General features: G+C 73.3%; 14 protein-coding genes and 1 pseudogene. 5 read left to right on the plus strand and 10 right to left on the minus strand.

What is annotated here, in order from left to right; genetic code table 11:
- Window positions 1-43 precede the first annotated feature (43 nt).
- The 8 genes from LJB74_RS08960 to LJB74_RS08995 all read right to left on the minus strand — a co-directional run bounded on the left by LJB74_RS08960 (window position 44) and on the right by LJB74_RS08995 (window position 6502).
- Window positions 44-313: a ferredoxin gene (locus LJB74_RS08960; protein ID WP_259308205.1), complete on the minus strand. Its 270-nt coding sequence runs from the start codon at window positions 311-313 to the stop codon at window positions 44-46.
- Entirely contained in the window at window positions 310-1773 is a 1464-nt protein-coding gene (locus LJB74_RS08965) for an NADH-ubiquinone oxidoreductase-F iron-sulfur binding region domain-containing protein (protein WP_259308206.1), read from the minus strand. The genes LJB74_RS08960 and LJB74_RS08965 overlap by 4 nt, the downstream gene beginning before the upstream one ends.
- Window positions 1770-2534, minus strand: coding sequence for a hypothetical protein (locus LJB74_RS08970; RefSeq protein WP_259308207.1), 765 nt, complete (start codon window positions 2532-2534; stop codon window positions 1770-1772). Before LJB74_RS08970 ends, LJB74_RS08965 begins: the two co-directional genes overlap by 4 nt.
- Window positions 2531-3559: an FAD:protein FMN transferase gene (locus LJB74_RS08975; RefSeq protein WP_259308208.1), complete on the minus strand. Its 1029-nt coding sequence runs from the start codon at window positions 3557-3559 to the stop codon at window positions 2531-2533. The genes LJB74_RS08970 and LJB74_RS08975 overlap by 4 nt, the downstream gene beginning before the upstream one ends.
- A gap of 11 nt (window positions 3560-3570) precedes the next feature.
- Window positions 3571-4056 carry a hypothetical protein gene (locus LJB74_RS08980; RefSeq protein ID WP_259308209.1) on the minus strand — a complete coding sequence of 162 codons (486 nt, stop codon included), beginning with the start codon at window positions 4054-4056 and terminating at the stop codon, window positions 3571-3573.
- On the minus strand, window positions 4049-4453 hold the full coding sequence (locus LJB74_RS08985) for a hypothetical protein (protein ID WP_259308210.1): 405 nt from the start codon (window positions 4451-4453) through the stop codon (window positions 4049-4051). Before LJB74_RS08985 ends, LJB74_RS08980 begins: the two co-directional genes overlap by 8 nt.
- Before the next feature lie 97 nt (window positions 4454-4550).
- The gene (locus LJB74_RS08990; RefSeq protein WP_259308211.1) at window positions 4551-5825 is read right to left on the minus strand and encodes a HAMP domain-containing sensor histidine kinase; all 1275 of its coding nucleotides are present in this window, start codon (window positions 5823-5825) and stop codon (window positions 4551-4553) included.
- Window positions 5822-6502 (minus strand): response regulator transcription factor, encoded by a 681-nt coding sequence (locus LJB74_RS08995; RefSeq protein ID WP_259308212.1) that lies wholly within the window; start codon window positions 6500-6502, stop codon window positions 5822-5824. The genes LJB74_RS08990 and LJB74_RS08995 overlap by 4 nt, the downstream gene beginning before the upstream one ends.
- Window positions 6503-6646: 144 nt before the next feature.
- On the opposite strand from LJB74_RS08995, the gene LJB74_RS09000 reads away from it, so the two are divergent.
- Both LJB74_RS09000 and LJB74_RS09005 read left to right on the plus strand, forming a co-directional pair.
- Complete coding sequence (locus LJB74_RS09000) at window positions 6647-7249, plus strand: hypothetical protein (protein WP_259308213.1); 603 nt, start codon at window positions 6647-6649, stop codon at window positions 7247-7249.
- A gap of 167 nt (window positions 7250-7416) precedes the next feature.
- Window positions 7417-8667, plus strand: coding sequence for a hypothetical protein (locus LJB74_RS09005; protein ID WP_259308214.1), 1251 nt, complete (start codon window positions 7417-7419; stop codon window positions 8665-8667).
- Here LJB74_RS09005 and LJB74_RS09010 read toward each other — a convergent pair.
- Window positions 8619-9092: an isoprenylcysteine carboxylmethyltransferase family protein gene (locus LJB74_RS09010; protein ID WP_259308215.1), complete on the minus strand. Its 474-nt coding sequence runs from the start codon at window positions 9090-9092 to the stop codon at window positions 8619-8621. The genes LJB74_RS09005 and LJB74_RS09010 overlap by 49 nt on opposite strands.
- Window positions 9093-9327: 235 nt before the next feature.
- On the opposite strand from LJB74_RS09010, the gene LJB74_RS09015 reads away from it, so the two are divergent.
- Window positions 9328-11823, plus strand: coding sequence for an FAD-dependent oxidoreductase (locus LJB74_RS09015; protein WP_259308216.1), 2496 nt, complete (start codon window positions 9328-9330; stop codon window positions 11821-11823).
- A 72-nt stretch (window positions 11824-11895) separates the two neighbouring features.
- Here LJB74_RS09015 and LJB74_RS09020 read toward each other — a convergent pair.
- Window positions 11896-12842 (minus strand): annotated as a pseudogene (locus LJB74_RS09020) (LLM class F420-dependent oxidoreductase).
- A gap of 227 nt (window positions 12843-13069) precedes the next feature.
- Here LJB74_RS09020 and LJB74_RS09025 point away from each other — a divergent pair.
- Together LJB74_RS09025 and LJB74_RS09030 are read left to right on the plus strand one after the other, a co-directional pair.
- On the plus strand, window positions 13070-13855 hold the full coding sequence (locus LJB74_RS09025; RefSeq protein WP_259308217.1) for a triose-phosphate isomerase: 786 nt from the start codon (window positions 13070-13072) through the stop codon (window positions 13853-13855).
- A gap of 18 nt (window positions 13856-13873) precedes the next feature.
- Entirely contained in the window at window positions 13874-14893 is a 1020-nt protein-coding gene (locus tag LJB74_RS09030) for an aldose 1-epimerase family protein (RefSeq protein ID WP_259308218.1), read from the plus strand.
- The last annotated feature ends 58 nt before the right edge of the window (window positions 14894-14951 follow it).

Genomic DNA, 14951 nt, shown 5'->3' on the forward strand with positions numbered 1-14951 from the left:
ACCACCGGCCGGCCCCGCCCGCGGCTCGGGACGCCCGACCGGACTACGACGAGAACGGCGCGGTGCCCCCCGGTCTGCGCTCGGCGGCGGACGGGACCTCGGAGGTCTCGATCCAGAGCGCCTTGCGTGGGCAGGCCCGGACCGCACGCCGCGCGGCGGAGAGCTCACTCCGGGAGAGCTCGCGGGCCGTGATGATCGGGAAGCCCCAGCGGTCGAGCTCCAGGACCTCCGACGCCAGGTGGGCGCACACGCCGATGCCGTCGCAGGCCGCCGCGTCGATGCGCAGACGTGACGTCTCGCCGTGCTTCTTCATCGGTGTCCCCCCGGGACGGGCAGGGTGATCCGCCCCGACTCGTAGCACGGCCGGCCGGCGACGTGCTCGACGACGTCGTGCTCGAAGACCTCCAGCGCGGACGCGATCAGGCGCGTCGCACCGTCGGGGTGGTGGCACGCACCGCGCCCCTCGACGAGGCGCAGGTCCTCGAGGAGCTGGGCACGTTCGCGGCGGGAGGCCTCGCCTGCCGCGAGGGCCCGCATGCCGTCCGTCAGCGCCGGGAGCCCGAACAGGCACGGCCCGCACTGCCGGGCGCTCATCGATGCGAGGTAGCCGGTGAGGGCGGCGGTCTCGGCGAGACCGCACGCGCCGTGGGCGATCGGTGCGACGACTCCGGCGCCGATGCTCAGGCCGGCTGCGCGCAGCGCGGGCTCGTCGAACGTCGCCGACCGCAGGTCACGCCACGACGCCCACATGCCGCCGTACCCGCCGAGGAGCGCCGCCTGCGGCGCGCCGTTCCGCAGCCAGCCGGTGGCCTCGAGCACGTCGATCACCGGGGTCCCGCGCGGCACCTCGAGGACCATCCGGCTGACCGGGGTCAGCACGGTGAGCAGCATGGTCGGCAGCGGCGGGTACCCGCGGGCGATGAGCGCCAGCCGGGCCAGGGTCTCGACGTTGTGCACGAGCGTCCGGGGGCTTCGGCTCCGTGGGTCCCGGGGACGACGCGCCGTGGGGAGGGTCGGGCCGCCCTGCAGCGCGCGGGTGATCGCGCTCGACTCGCCCGACAGGTAGTGCGAGGGGCCCATGACGAGCTCGGGGGCGGGCTCGTGCAGGCGTGCGGCGCGCCGCTCGGCGATCGCACCCTGGAGGGTCGCCGCGGTGCCGTGGTCGTCGCCGTGCAGCCAGACGACGGCCCGGTCCGCCCCGAGGGCCTCGGCGGCGAGGGCCAGCCCGTCGAGCACCAGGTGGGGGCGCTGACGCATCAAGGTGGCGTCCTTCGCGCTGAGCGGCTCGCTCTCGGCACCGTTCGCCACGATGGTCAGGGGCCCGTCGCCTTGCAGCGTCTTGCGCCACTTCGCGGCCGCCGGGACGTGCGCGCCACCGTGGCCGGTGAGCCCCGCGCGTTCGATCATCGCGACGAGGTCGAGGCTCCCGTGCGGCCGCGGACCGACCCGGCCGACGAGGTGCTCGAGGTGCTCGACGGCGGCGGGCTCCCACGGGTCGGCCTCGCCGACGCGGTCGAGCTGCACGCCGTGCAGCAGCAGCGCGGGCCGCGCCTGCGCCGCGCCGTGCGTGGTCGACGTCTGCGTGGTCGACGTCTGCGTAGTCGAGACCCGGGCGGGGGACGTCCGGGCGGGCGCGCCCCATGCGACCGTCTCTGCTCCCGTCGAGCGCGACCGGTCCCACGCGAGCTGGTCCCGGGTGACCCTGAGCTGCTCGGTGCGGTCCGTGCCGGACCACGCACGCGACGGGTCAGCCGTCAGCTCGTCCGGGCTCATCGCAGGGCCCCGTCGCGTCGATCGTGGTCACGTTGGCGCGGCACGTGCCGCAGCTCCGGGGGGACGTCGAGCGCCCGCGTCAGCTCGGCGACCCGGTCCTGCGGGGTGCGGGCACCGTAGCGGCTCACCGCGAGGCCGATCAGCGCGAGGCCGGTCGTGAGGTAGAAGCCGCGCAGGGCGAGGATGTCGCTGCCGGCCAGCACGCTGTGCCCCCACACGAGAGCGAGCGAGACGGCGGCGACCTTGTGGATCGGCCACCACACCCGCGCGGCGACCGACCCGGCGAGCTTCGCGGTGACCCCGGTGATCAGCCCGGCCCACAGCGCGATCACCCCGAGCGTGACCGGGACCGGTCGGTACACCGCGGCCATCGGCAGCAGGGCACCACGCCACCCGACCTGGGCCCACGGGTCGGTCGCGAGCACGACGACGTGCAGGACCGTGAAGGCGAGCGTGAAGGTGGCGAGCCCGACGTGCAGGCCGATCCGCGTCGCCGCCGACGGCCGCCTGAGCCCGCGGGCCCACGGGTGCGACAGCACCAGGCCGGTCGCCACGAGGCAGGTGAGGAGCACGTACGACGTGACACCGCTGGCGCGTCCCAGCAGCCACGGGACCTTGGTCTGCCCGACGAGCGTGTCGCGGACGAGGAGGACGCCGAACGCGACGGTCGCCGCGCCGGCGACGACGAGCAGGATCGACCCCAGCACCCCGGCGAGCGAGGGCGTGGACGTGGGCGTCGAGGACGTGCGAGCCGGTCTCATCGGTGCGCCTCCAGCTCTCGTGCGGTCCAGATGACCAGCGGGTCCATCCGGGTCGTCGTGCCGACGGTGCCGTCCTCGTGCACCCAGGCGGCCGTCAGGCCGAGGTCCTCGGCGACCGACCGGATCTCCGAGGCCCCGGCGAGGAACAGCGTCTTGCTCCAGACCTCCGACCAGGCGGCATCCGGTGCCAGGACGGTCACGGCGGCCAAGCCGGCACCACCCGGACGCCGCGTGCGCGGGTCGACGAGGTGGTGGACGTGCGCACCGCCGGAGGTCCACCGACGACGCCGGATCGACGAGGTCGCACACCCGGTGTCGGTGACGTCGAGGACGAGCACGAGCTCGGCGTGGTCGGACGGGTCCTCGACCCCGACGCGCCAGCGTGGGCCGTCGGGTCCGACGCCTGCGAGTGCCTCGTCACCGCCGGCGTCGACCGCGTAGCCCGCGCCGGCGTCGGCCAGCTCGTCCGCAGCCCACCGCACGGCCAGGCCCTTGCCGATCCCGCCGAGGTCGATCGGCTGGTCACCCAACCGGATCCACCACTCCCCGTCGCTCTCCACGATCTCGGGATGCCACGGGGCGGGCCGTCGGACCGTCGCCGCCGGGGTGACGGCCGGGAGCGCAGCCGGGTCGCGCGTCACCGCACCGTCGACGAACGGCAGCGTGCGGTCGTAGCCCCAGCCGAGCAGGACGTCGAGGATCCGCGGGTCGAACAGGCCGTCGGTCTCACGGTGCGCCCGGTACGCCTCGGAGACCGCGGCGGCGAGCGTCGCCGGGACCTGGTGCCACTGCTCGGGCGCCGCATTGGCCCGGGACAGCGCGCTCGTGGCGTCGAACCGCGAGCACGTGCGCTCGACGTCGCGCACGGCCTCGACCGCGCGGGTGAGGTGGAGCTCCGCGTCCGGTCCGGGGTCGACGACCGTCAGGGTCACGGGGCTCGCCATCGACCGGAACGACACGACGACCAGCTCATCCGAGCGCGTCACCTCGACACCGTCGGCGGCCAGTCCCTGGACGGTAGGCATCGGGACCAGGCTCACGAGGCCTTGGTGACGGTGTTGACCTTCGGCGCGGGCGCCGGGGCGGGCGCGGGCGCAGCGGCCGGGGCGGGCGCCGGCGCGGCGGCTGCCTTCGGTGCGACGGCCGTGGTCTTCGGCGCGGTCGTCGTGGTCCGCGGGGCCGCGGCCTTCGCCTGAGGTGCCGCAGCCGCTGCCAGCTTGGCTTCGAGCGTGGCCTGGAGTGCGGCGATCTGCTCCTGCGCGGCCTGGACCTGCGCCTTGAGCTCGGCGACGTGCTGGTCGGCGGCGGCGCGGCGGGCGGCGTCGGCAGCGGCGCTCGCCTCAGCCGCTGCCGTGGCCTCCGCAGCGGCCGTCGGGTCGACGGTCGGTGTGCTCGAGGCGCTCGACGCGGCGAGCGGGTCGTGCGACCCGGCCCACGCGACGCTCGCACCGAACAGGCCCGCGGTCGCGGGGATCAGGGCGAGCGCCGTCGCCCGGCGGCGGAGGGCGCGGGAGTCAGTCATCCGACTCGTCCTCCGAGTCGTGGCTCTCCGTGTCGTGGCTCTCGGTCTCGTGCGACTCGTACGTCGGCGCGGCGGCGGGGCTCGGTGCCGCAGCCGGTGCCGGTGCGGGTGCCGTCGTGCCCGAGTACGTGTAGCTCGGCGACGGGGTCGGCACTGCGGCGACCTCGGCCTCGAGGGTCTTGACCTGGTCGAGCAGCTCGGCGACGGTCTGCTCGAGGGCGGCCGTCTCGGCGTCGGTGGTCGACGTCGGCGTCGGCGTGGGGGTCGGGGTCTGGACCGCGGTGGGCGCGGGCGCGGGCTGGGCGGTCGTGACGGCGTTCGCCACGGCGGCAGCCCCGGCGCCCGTCAGGACGGTGGCCGTCATCACGGCGATGGAGGAGCGGCTCTTCCAGTTCATGGTGGATCCCTCGTTCGGTGGGACGACAAGTACGACGTTGAGGACCACCCTGGCGGTGCCAGCGTTCGGGGCGCGGCAAGTGACCGCTAAGACTCGGTTAAGCCTGAGAGGGCAGTTCCAGGACGATCCGGGCGCCGCCGGACATACCGGCTCCGATGACCAGCCGGCCGCCCGCGCGCTCGGCCGTGCGCCGTGCGACGTCGAGGCCGAGACCTGTCGACCCGGTGCCGCTGCGGCCGCGTTCTGCCAGGTCGGCGGCGACGAACCCGGGCCCGTCGTCCTCGACGACGACCTCGACCAGCGGCCCGACGACGGCGACACCGAGGACGAGCGACGTGTGCGCCGGCGTATGGCTGAACACGTTGTCGACCAGGACGTCGAGGGCCGCGCCGAGCTCGACGACGCTCGTCCCGACAACGGCTGCGGCGTCGGGCACGTCGACCCGGAGGTCGCGGCCCTGGTCGGCGGCGAGCACTCCCCAGAACCTGCCCCGGTCCCGTACGACCGTCGCGGCATCGCACCGGCTCACCGGGGCGTTGTGCACGGGGTGCCGCGCAGCCCACACGACGGCGTCGACCGCGTCGACGAGAGCGTCGACGTGCTCGGTCATCCGCTCGCGCTCCTGGGCGTCGTCGATCAGCTCGACGTCCAGCCGCAGCGCGGTGATCGGCGTCCGGAGCCGGTGCGACAGGTCGGCGACGAGCTCGCGCTCGTCCGCGAGGAGCCCGGCGACACGCTCCCCCAGACCGTTCAGGACCCGCCCCACGGAGGCGACCTCCTGCGGTCCGGAGGGCTCGACCCGGGCCGCGAGGTCACCGGACCCGAGCTTCTCGGCGACCGAGGACAGGTCGCGCACCGAGCGGGAGAGCCGCGACGCGATCCTGTCCCCCGCTGCCATCGTCGCCACGATCAGCACGACGCCGACGCCTGCGAGCACGAGCCAGGACTGCTGGACGCCCTTCGTGAGCTCGGAGTCCGGGATGAACGTCCGCACCACGGAGACGCCTGCGGACCCTCCGACGGGAAGCAGCACCTGGACGCCCCCGTCGGTCCGGGCCGTGAGCGCACGGCCGAGCTGCGCGAGGTCGATCGCCGGCGACGGCCCCGCCGGTGCGCCGACCGTCTTGCCGTCGGGCAGGAACACCGTGGTGCGCCGCTGCGCCCCGTTGACCGCGAGCACGGCCGCGTCGAGCCGCGCGGAGTCCTGGGTGGCGCCGCCGGCGAACACCGCGACGCTCTGGGCGTCCTGCCGACCGGCGGACAACGCACGCTCCTCGGCGAGAGACCTGGCCAGCAGCCCCAGCGGGACGAGGAACGCCACGACGACGACCGACGTCATCGCCAGCCCGTAGAGGACCAGGAGGCGCCTCATGCGGGCGGCGCCAGCTTCACCCCGACACCACGGACCCGGACCAGGTACCGGGGGGCGTCGGCGGTCTCACCGAGCTTGCGTCGCAACCAGTGCAGGTGGACGTCCACGGTCTTGTCGGCGCCGCCGTACGGCTGGTTCCAGACCTTCGCCAGGAGCTCACGCTTGCCGACGACCTCACCGGCGCGCTCGGCGAGGTACAGCAGGAGGTCGAACTCCTTCGGGCTGAGCTCGAGAGCAGCCCCGTCGAGCGATGCGATGCGGGAGCGGGCGTCGATCACCAGACCGCCGACGGTCACCGGCCCGACGGTCTTGGTCGCGTCCGAGCGACGCAGCACGGCGCGGATCCGCGCGTCGAGCTGGTCGGCCGCGAACGGCTTCACGAGGTAGTCGTCGGCGCCGGCGTCGAGCACGGCCACGATCCCGTCGCCGTCGTCGCGTGCGCTCACCACGATCACCGGGACGTCGCTCACCGAGCGGATCATCGCGAGCAGCGCGGTGCCGTCCAGGTCGGGGAGCCCGAGGTCCAGCACGACGACGTCCGGGCGGTTCGCGACCAGGCTCTGCAGGCCCTCCATCGCGGTCGGTGCTGTCATCGTGGAGTGCTGGCGCGCAGTGAGCGCCCGCACCAGGGCGGTGCGGATCGTCGCATCGTCCTCGACGATCAAGACATCGGCCACACGACGGACGGTAGGCCATCGGCGGGCCGAGAGCGTGGAGCCGCGGGCGAACGTCTCGGAGAACTCTCGGAACTTGTCGGCGCCTTAACCCCGCCTTCACCCGGATCCGCGGCACCATGCGGGTATGCGGATGGAGTGGCCGACGTGATCGCGCCGCGCGGACCCCGGACGTCCAGGAGCCCCCTGGTCGGCCGAGGCGTCGCGGTGCTCATGTGGGCGGCCGCGGCGATCCTCGCCGGGACCGTGACGTCCTGGGCGGTCACCGTGATCGGTGGCGAGAGCAGCGGGTCCTCGAGCACGGTGCTCAGCGAGGCCGACGTCCGGGCGGCGCTCGCGACCCAGACGGCGACGCCGGTCCCGGTCCCGACTCCGCGCGTGACCGCCACAGCGACGGCGACCGTCGCCCCCACTCCCACGCCGACGCCCACGCCGGTCACGACGCCGACGCACCACCCGACGACACCGCCGCCGACTCGCGTCACGACACCGCCGGCCGCTCCCGCGCCGGCGGCCGTCGTGCGGTTCTGGGACGTCACCGGCGGCCACATCAGCGCGACCTGCACGGGCTCGACCCTGCAGGTGTACGCGACCCCGAGCGACGGGTGGTCCGTGCACGTGAAGACCGAAGGCTCGACCACCGCCGAGGTCGAGCTCCGGTCGGGTGAGCAGGAGAACACGGTCTACGTTGCCTGCGCCGCCGGGGTCCCCACCCAGTCGACCCACGACACCACCGCGGGCGACGACTGACCGGTCACGCGCGACCCCGGCGCACCGACGGCGCCCGGCAGCCCGTGCGCGCAGATCAGCGGCGGGCGGAGCCTGCGAGGTCGTGGCGGAGCGCGCTCGCGAGTACACGGCGACGCGCGCTCCCGGCCGCGTGGCGGACCGTGCTCGCGGGCCGGCGAGGTGCCGTGGTGACCTGGGTCGCGATCAGTCTCTGGACGGCGGCGTGGGGCTGGAGCCGCCTGCCGTACTCCGGGGTGTCCTGGCACTTCTTCACCGACGGGACGCGCGCCCTGCTCGGCAGGTCCGGGCTGCACCTGTACGCGCAGCACCCGGATCTCCAGATCGGTCCGCTGGCGTTCCTCGTCGCCGGGGTGACGTCGCCGCTGCCCGCCGGGGTCCAGCGCGGCGTCGCGCAGGTCGCGATGACGGCGGTCGCGCCGCTGCTGCTGTGGCTGCTGGCCCCGCTGGTCGGCGGCGACCCGGGCCGTCGACGGCTGCGGCTGCTGCTCGCCGGCCTGGTGCTCGCACCCACCTGGACCGTGCTGTCCGTGCGCTGGATGCACCTCGAGGACGTGCTCGCGCTGGGACTGTCGGTGCTCGCGGTCCGGTTGGTGGGGCTCGCGGTCCGTGACGACGGCGCGGCGGAGCCTGGTCCGTCGGCGACGTCGGCGACGTCGGGTGGCTCGGCCTGGTCGGGTGGCTCGGCCTGGTCGGGTCGTTCAGCCTGGTCGGGCGCCGCCGCCGGTCTCGCCCTCGGGGCGGCGATGACGGCCAAGCCGTGGGCGATCGGGTTCGTGCCGCTCCTGCTGGCGCTGCCGCTGCGGCAGGTGGTGAGGGGAGTCGCGGCCGCGACGGCGACCGCGCTGGCGGGCTGGGGGCCGTTCGTCGCGGCCGATCCCGGGACCCTGGCCGCGTTGCACCCGCCGGTGCCGGTCACGGACTCGTCCGGGCTGTGGACGTTGGGGATCCGAGGCCCGGCGGTCCCGGCCTGGGGTCGGACCGTCCAGCTCGTCGGCGCCCCGCTCGCCGGTCTGCTCGCGGTGCTGCGTCGGCGGTGGCCCGGGGTCATGCTCGCGGCGGTCGCCGTCCGGCTGGCGCTGGACCCGCAGGACATCGCCTACTACGCCGCCGGGGCCGTCGTCGCGGCGCTCGTGGTCGACCTCCTCGTCACCCGGTGGGTGGTGCCGTGGACGGCGCTGGTGACGGCGGTCGTGCTGTGGCAGCCGTTCGCGTACGACTTCACGCACCGGTTCACCACCGAGCACGGGTTGGCCCTGTGGTGGTTCCAGCACCCGTGGCCCGTCGGGGTCGTCCACCTCGCCTGGTCGGTGGCCGCGGTGGTGCTCGCGGCGGTCGTCCCGACGGCACCGGACGCACCGGTGCACGCCGGTCAGCGGCGCACGCGCAGCGGCACGAACCGCGGGGTGCGGGCCGCGTAGGCCGCGTACCCGTCGAACCTCCTCGCGAGCCGCGCCTCCTCCCACCGCGCCTTGACGTTGAGCAGGGCGATGAGCAGCGCGAGCACCACGACTCGGGCGACGCTCCCGGACGCGAGGGCGTACGCCGTCGCGGAGAGCAGCAGACCCGTGTAGATGGGGTGCCGGACGAACCGGTAGAGGCCGCCGGTGCGCAGCTGGGCGTGCTGGTTCGGCAGCGGGGTCGCCGTCAGACCCTTCCCGAGCGACGTCGCACCGAGGCCCATGATCGCGACCCCGACCAGGACGAGGACCGCGAGGACGACCTGCAGCCCGACCGGCACCGGCCAGCCGTGGCCGCGGGGGACCACGGCGAGCAGCCCGATGAGGCCGAACTGCGCCGTGACCAGGTAACGTGCGACCACGACGTCCTCGCGCGGGTGCGTCACGTGATCTCCTCCGGTCGGGGGACGGCGTCCCACCCTGACGTTCCGGGCCGTCTCGGCGGAGGCCGGCCGGTGGCGCGTCCGTGCGCCCGATGGTAGGCCTCAAGGTGATGTCGGTCTGCGCGCGTGAGGCACGACACATGGATACCCCAGCCGGTATGGGACGGTCGTCCCCCGGCGTCAGACCACCCTTCTCGTACCGTCGAGACCATCATCCACGAGGACAGGAATCCCCATCATGAAGATCGTCGTCGTCGGCGGTGTCGCGGCCGGCATGTCGATTGCTGCCCGGGCGCGTCGCCTGGACGAGTTCGCAGACATCGTCGTGTTCGAGCGCGGGCACCACGTCTCGTTCGCCAACTGCGGGCTGCCGTACCACATCGGTGAGGTCATCACCGAGCGCAGCCGCCTCATGCTCCAGACGCCCGAGAGCCTCCACGAGTCCCTGGACATCGACGTGCGCGTCGGTGTCGAGGTGCTGAGCATCGATCGCGCCGCCAAGACCGTCCGCGCGCGTGACCTCGACTCCGGCGAGGAGTACGACGAGCCGTACGACAAGCTCGCGCTCGCCCCCGGCGCCCACCCGGTCCGCCCGAACCTCCCCGGTATCGACCTGCCCCAGATCCACGTGCTGCGCCGCATCGGCGACATGGACCTCATCAAGGCGGCCGTGGACGGCGACGGCAGCAAGAAGCGCACCGGCGGCATCACGCACGCGGTCGTGATCGGCGCCGGCTACGTCGGCCTCGAGATGGCGGAGAACCTGCACGAGCGCGGCGTCTCCGTCGAGATCGTCGAGATGGCGGACCAGATCATGCCGCCGCTCGACCGCGAGCTCACCACCACGATGGAGAACTACCTCGAGGCGCACGGCATCCCGTTGCACCTCAAGACGGCGGCCGCCGCGTTCACCCAGCGCCCTGACGGCCGCATCCGCGTCGAGCTCCGCGACAACACGTCGATCGACACCGACCTCGTCGTGATGGCGGCCGGTGTGCGGCCGAGCACCGAGCTCGCCGTCGCGGCAGGGCTCGAGATCGGGCCGCGCGGCGGCATCACGGTCGACAAGCACATGCGGACGTCCGACCCGGACATCTACGCGGCGGGCGACGCCGTCGAGGTCGCGCACACGATCCTCCCGGACACGTGGCTGATCCCGCTCGCCGGGCCGGCCAACCGCCAGGGCCGGGTCGCCGCCGAGAACATGTGCGGACGCGACACGGTCTTCGACTCCACCCAGGGCACGTCGGTCGTCAAGGTCTTCGACATGGTCGCGGGCGGCACCGGTGCCTCCGAGAAGCAGCTCGTGGCGGCCGGCGTGCCGTTCACCGCGGTCCAGACGCACCCGCACGGTCACGCGGGCTACTACCCGGGCACCGCGATGATGCACGTCAAGGTCCTCTACGCGCCCGACACCGGCAAGATCCTCGGCGCCCAGATCGCCGGGTTCGACGGCGTCGACAAGCGGCTCGACGTGCTCGCGACGGCCCTGCGCGCCGGCATGACCGTCTACGACCTCGAGAACCTCGAGCTCTCCTACGCGCCGCCGTTCGGCTCCGCGAAGGACCCCGTCAACATGGTCGGGTTCGTCGCTGCCAACACGCTGCGCGGCGACCTCCAGCTGTGGCACGCGGGCGACTACCCCGAGGCCACCGAGGGCGCCCGGATCATCGACGTCCGCGGCCCGGACGAGTTCGGCATCTGGCACCTGCCCGGCGCGGAGAACGTGCCGCTCAAGGAGCTCCGCCGGCTGCAGGCCGACTGGGACCGGTCCACCCCGATCCGGCTCTACTGCGCGGTCGGGTTCCGCAGCTACCTCGCGTACCGGATCCTCGTCCAGCGCGGCTTCACCGACGTCAAGACCCTCTCCGGGGGCATGGCGACGTTCCGGGCGTACCACGACGTCGCGCCGACCGAGATCGACGCCCCGGTGCCGGTGATCTCCTACGCCGAGGCCGCCTCGAAGCCCGCCGGCCCGGCCGAGGCGACCGGGGTGCTCGTCGACCTCGACTGCACCGGTCTGGCCTGCCCCGGCCCGATCATGAAGCTGCAGGAGAACATCAAGCCGCTCGCACCGGGCGACGAGATCCTCGCGCACGTGTCCGACTCCGGGTTCCGGCTCGACGCCCCGGCGTGGGCCGCCCGCAACGGGCACACGATCGTCTCGCTGACCCCCGAGGGAGCGGGCTACGCGGCCCGGATCCGCAAGGGCGGCGCGGCCGTCAGCCCGTTCGGGCAGATCCCCGCCGCGGCGGCACGCCTCAAGGACAAGAAGTCGTTCGTGGTGTTCTCGGGCGAGATGGACAAGGTGCTCGCGGCGTTCATCATCGCCAACGGCGCGGTCGCGATGGGCGACGAGGTCTCGATGTTCTTCACGTTCTGGGGACTGAACGCGCTGCGTCGCGACAACCCGCCGTCACGGCCGAAGTCGCCGACGGACCGGATGTTCGAGGCGATGATGCCGTCCGGCGCGGACGACCTCAAGCTCTCGAACCTCAACATGCTGGGCGGCGGGACGGCCCTCATGAAGAAGATCATGCGCGACAACAAGGTGCCGAGCCTGCCGGAGCTGATCGTCTCCGCGCAGCAGGCCGGCGTCCGCCTCGTCGCGTGCACCATGACGATGGACCTGCTCGGGATCGCCCCCGGCGACCTCATGGACGGCGTCGAGATGGGTGGCGTCGCGACCTTCCTCGGCGACACGAACGAGTCGAACGGCGCGTTCTTCATCTGACGCGCACGACGAGACCCGCCCGGCAGCCCTCGGGCGGGTCTCGTCGTCCGTCGGCTGTGGCGTCGTCCTCCCTCAGCCGAGCTGCGGAGCGACCTCCTGCGCCACGAGCGCCAGGTGGTCCAGGTCCGCGAGGTCGAGCACCTGCAGGTACACGCGCTGCGTCCCCGCCTCGGCGAGCGCAGCGAGACGGTCGACCACCTCGCTGACGGTCCCCGCCACACCGTTGCGGCGCAGCTCCTCCGGCTCGCGGCCGATCGCCGCGGCCCGGCGCGCCACCTCGGCGTCGTCCGATCCCGCGCACAGCACGAGGGCCACCGAGTACACGAGGTCGTCCGCCGGCCGTCCGATCTCCTCGCACGCGGCGCGGACCCGGCCGAACAGCATCGGGACGTCCTCGATCGGGGGAAGGACGCGTTGTACTCGGCGCCGAACCGGGCCGCGAGCGCCGGGGTGCGACGCGGACCACGGCCACCGATGATCACCGGGACGCCGGCGCGCGCGGGGTCGAGCGGGCTGCGCTGCACCGGCTTCGGCAGGGCGGGTGAGTCGGCGAGCGTGTAGTGCTCGCCCTGGAAGTCGAACCGCTCGCCCAGCGGGGTGCCCCACAGCCCGGTGACGATCTCGAGCTGCTCGGTGAGCAGCCCGAACCTCTTCTCGGGGAACGGGATGCCGTAGGCCGCGTGCTCGGCTGCGTACCAGCCGGCCCCGAGCCCGAGCTCGATGCGGCCGCCGGACATCTGGTCGACCTGCGCGACCTGGATCGCGAGAACTCCGGGGTGGCGGAACGTCGCGGCGGTCACGAGGGTGCCGAGCCGGATGCTCGACGTCTCGCGAGCAAGGCCGGCGAGGGTCGTCCAGGCGTCGGTCGGGCCGGGGAGGCCGTCGCCGTCGCCCATCACGAGGTAGTGGTCGGACCGGAAGAACCCGTCGTAGCCGAGGGTCTCGGCGGCCTGTGCCACCCGGAGGAGGTCGTCGTAGGTGGCGCCCTGCTGGGGCTCGGTGAAGATGCGCAGATCCATGGGTCCAGCGTGCCAGGTCAGGGGTCACCGGTCTTGACACCCCACATGCGGAACGTTAGATTTCACACGTGATTGCATCAAGATCACACGCTGTTAACACCTAGTGCAGAGAGGCACAGGGTGGGACGGGCAGCGTGGCACCGCAACGGAGGCGACCCGGGACGACGACGCCCGAGCCGCGACGAGCGACACGGACCGGCGCGTCCGATGAAGGATGGACGATACGCGTGACCGTCTACATCGGCACCAGCTGGAAGATGAACAAGACCCTCGACGAGGCGCGCACCTACGTCGAGACGCTCAACGGGGCCCCGACGTGGCCCGGCACCGTCCAGCCGTTCGTGCTCCCCCCGCACACCGTGCTGTCGACGGTCCGTGCCACGCTCGACCCCGCGACAGGCGTCTGGGTCGGCGCCCAGAACGCCCACTGGGCGCCCCACGGGCCGTACACCGGCGAGGTCTCGATGACCATGGTCAAGGACGCCGGGGCCGGGATCGTCGAGATCGGCCACTCCGAGCGACGCGAGCTGTTCAACGAGACCGACCGCAGCGTGAACCTCAAGATCGTCGCCGCGCTCGCCGCCGGACTGATACCGCTCCTGTGCGTCGGCGAGGGGCTGGAGACGCGGAGCCGCGGCGAGGCTCTCCGGTTCGTGCTCGCCCAGGTCGACGCCGCGTTCGCGGGCATCCCCGCCGAGGACACCCGCAAGGTCCTGGTCGCCTACGAGCCGGTCTGGGCCATCGGCGACGCCGGCATCCCCGCGAGAGCCGAGGACGTCGCCGACGTCATCTCCGCGATCAGCACCAGCCGGGACCTCCGCGGCGTCCTGTACGGCGGGAGCGTCAACCACGCCAACGCCGCCGAGCTGCTGTCCGTCCCCGCCGTCGACGGCCTCTTCGTCGGCCGCTCCGCCTGGGACGCCGACGGATTCCTCTCGCTGGTCTCCCTCGCGGCCGAGGTGCGGGGCACGAGCCCCGTGCCGCCGACGCCGCTCCACGCCCCCGTACGGTGACGACAGGAAGGTACGACGATGACCGAGGTGTTCGGACGGCCGCTCGCTGAGGTGCGGCGCAGAGTGGGATCGCTCGCCCAGGTGGCGCGCATCGACAGCCTGGTGGAGAGCGAGGGCGAGCCGCGCGGGAGCAGGCGCCTGCGACTCGTCAACGGATCGGGCATCGAGGTCGAGCTCCATCCGGACCGCGGTCTGGACATCGGGCAGGTGAGCGTCGACGGCATCCCCGTCGCCTGGCTCACCGGAGCCGGCATCGCCGCACCGGCCTTCTACAACCCCTCGGGCGCCGAGTGGCTGCGCACCTTCGGCGGCGGGTTCCTCACCACGTGCGGCCTCGACACGTTCGGACCGCCGAGCCACGACGAGGGCAAGGACTTCGGCCAGCACGGCCGCATCAGCGCCGCCCCCGCCCGCATGATCACGACGAGCACCGAGAACGGGGTCGTCGTCGTCGAGGGGATCATGCAGCAGTCCGCCCTGCACGGCGAGAACCTGACGCTCCGCAGGCGGGTGAGCTCGGCCATCGGCTCGGACACCTTCACCGTCGACGACGTCGTGACCAACGAGGGCCCGGGCGAGCAGCCCCACATGATCCTGTACCACGTCAACCTCGGCTGGCCGCTTCTCGAGGAGGGTGCGGTGCTCTCGATCCCGTCGCAGGAGATCGTGCCGCGCGACCCCGTGACCGCCGAGGGGCTCGCGACGTCGAGCACGATCACCGCCCCGACCCCCGACGCCCCCGAACGGGTCTTCCTGCACACGTTCGACGGGTCCGGTCACCGCGACGTGACGTTGGAGAACCACCGCCTGGGGATCGCGCTGGAGATGCGGTTCGACCTCGCCACGTTGCCGGTCATGTACCAGTGGAGCCTCTTCCGCGAGGGGTCCAACGTGCTCGGTCTCGAGCCCGCCAACTGCGCCGGGGTCCACGGGCGCGCACAGACGCGTGCCGACGGGAACCTGCCGATCCTGCAGCCGGGCGAGAGCGTCAGCTACCGGATCGACTTCCGTCTCCGGCGGCTCTCCGACACGCACTGAGCCGCACCGACATGTACACCGACATGTACTGAGACGCGTACACGACGACGGGGCCGGC

The sequence above is a fragment of the Cellulomonas sp. P24 genome, from assembly GCF_024704385.1.
Lineage (GTDB): Bacteria > Actinomycetota > Actinomycetes > Actinomycetales > Cellulomonadaceae > JAJDFX01.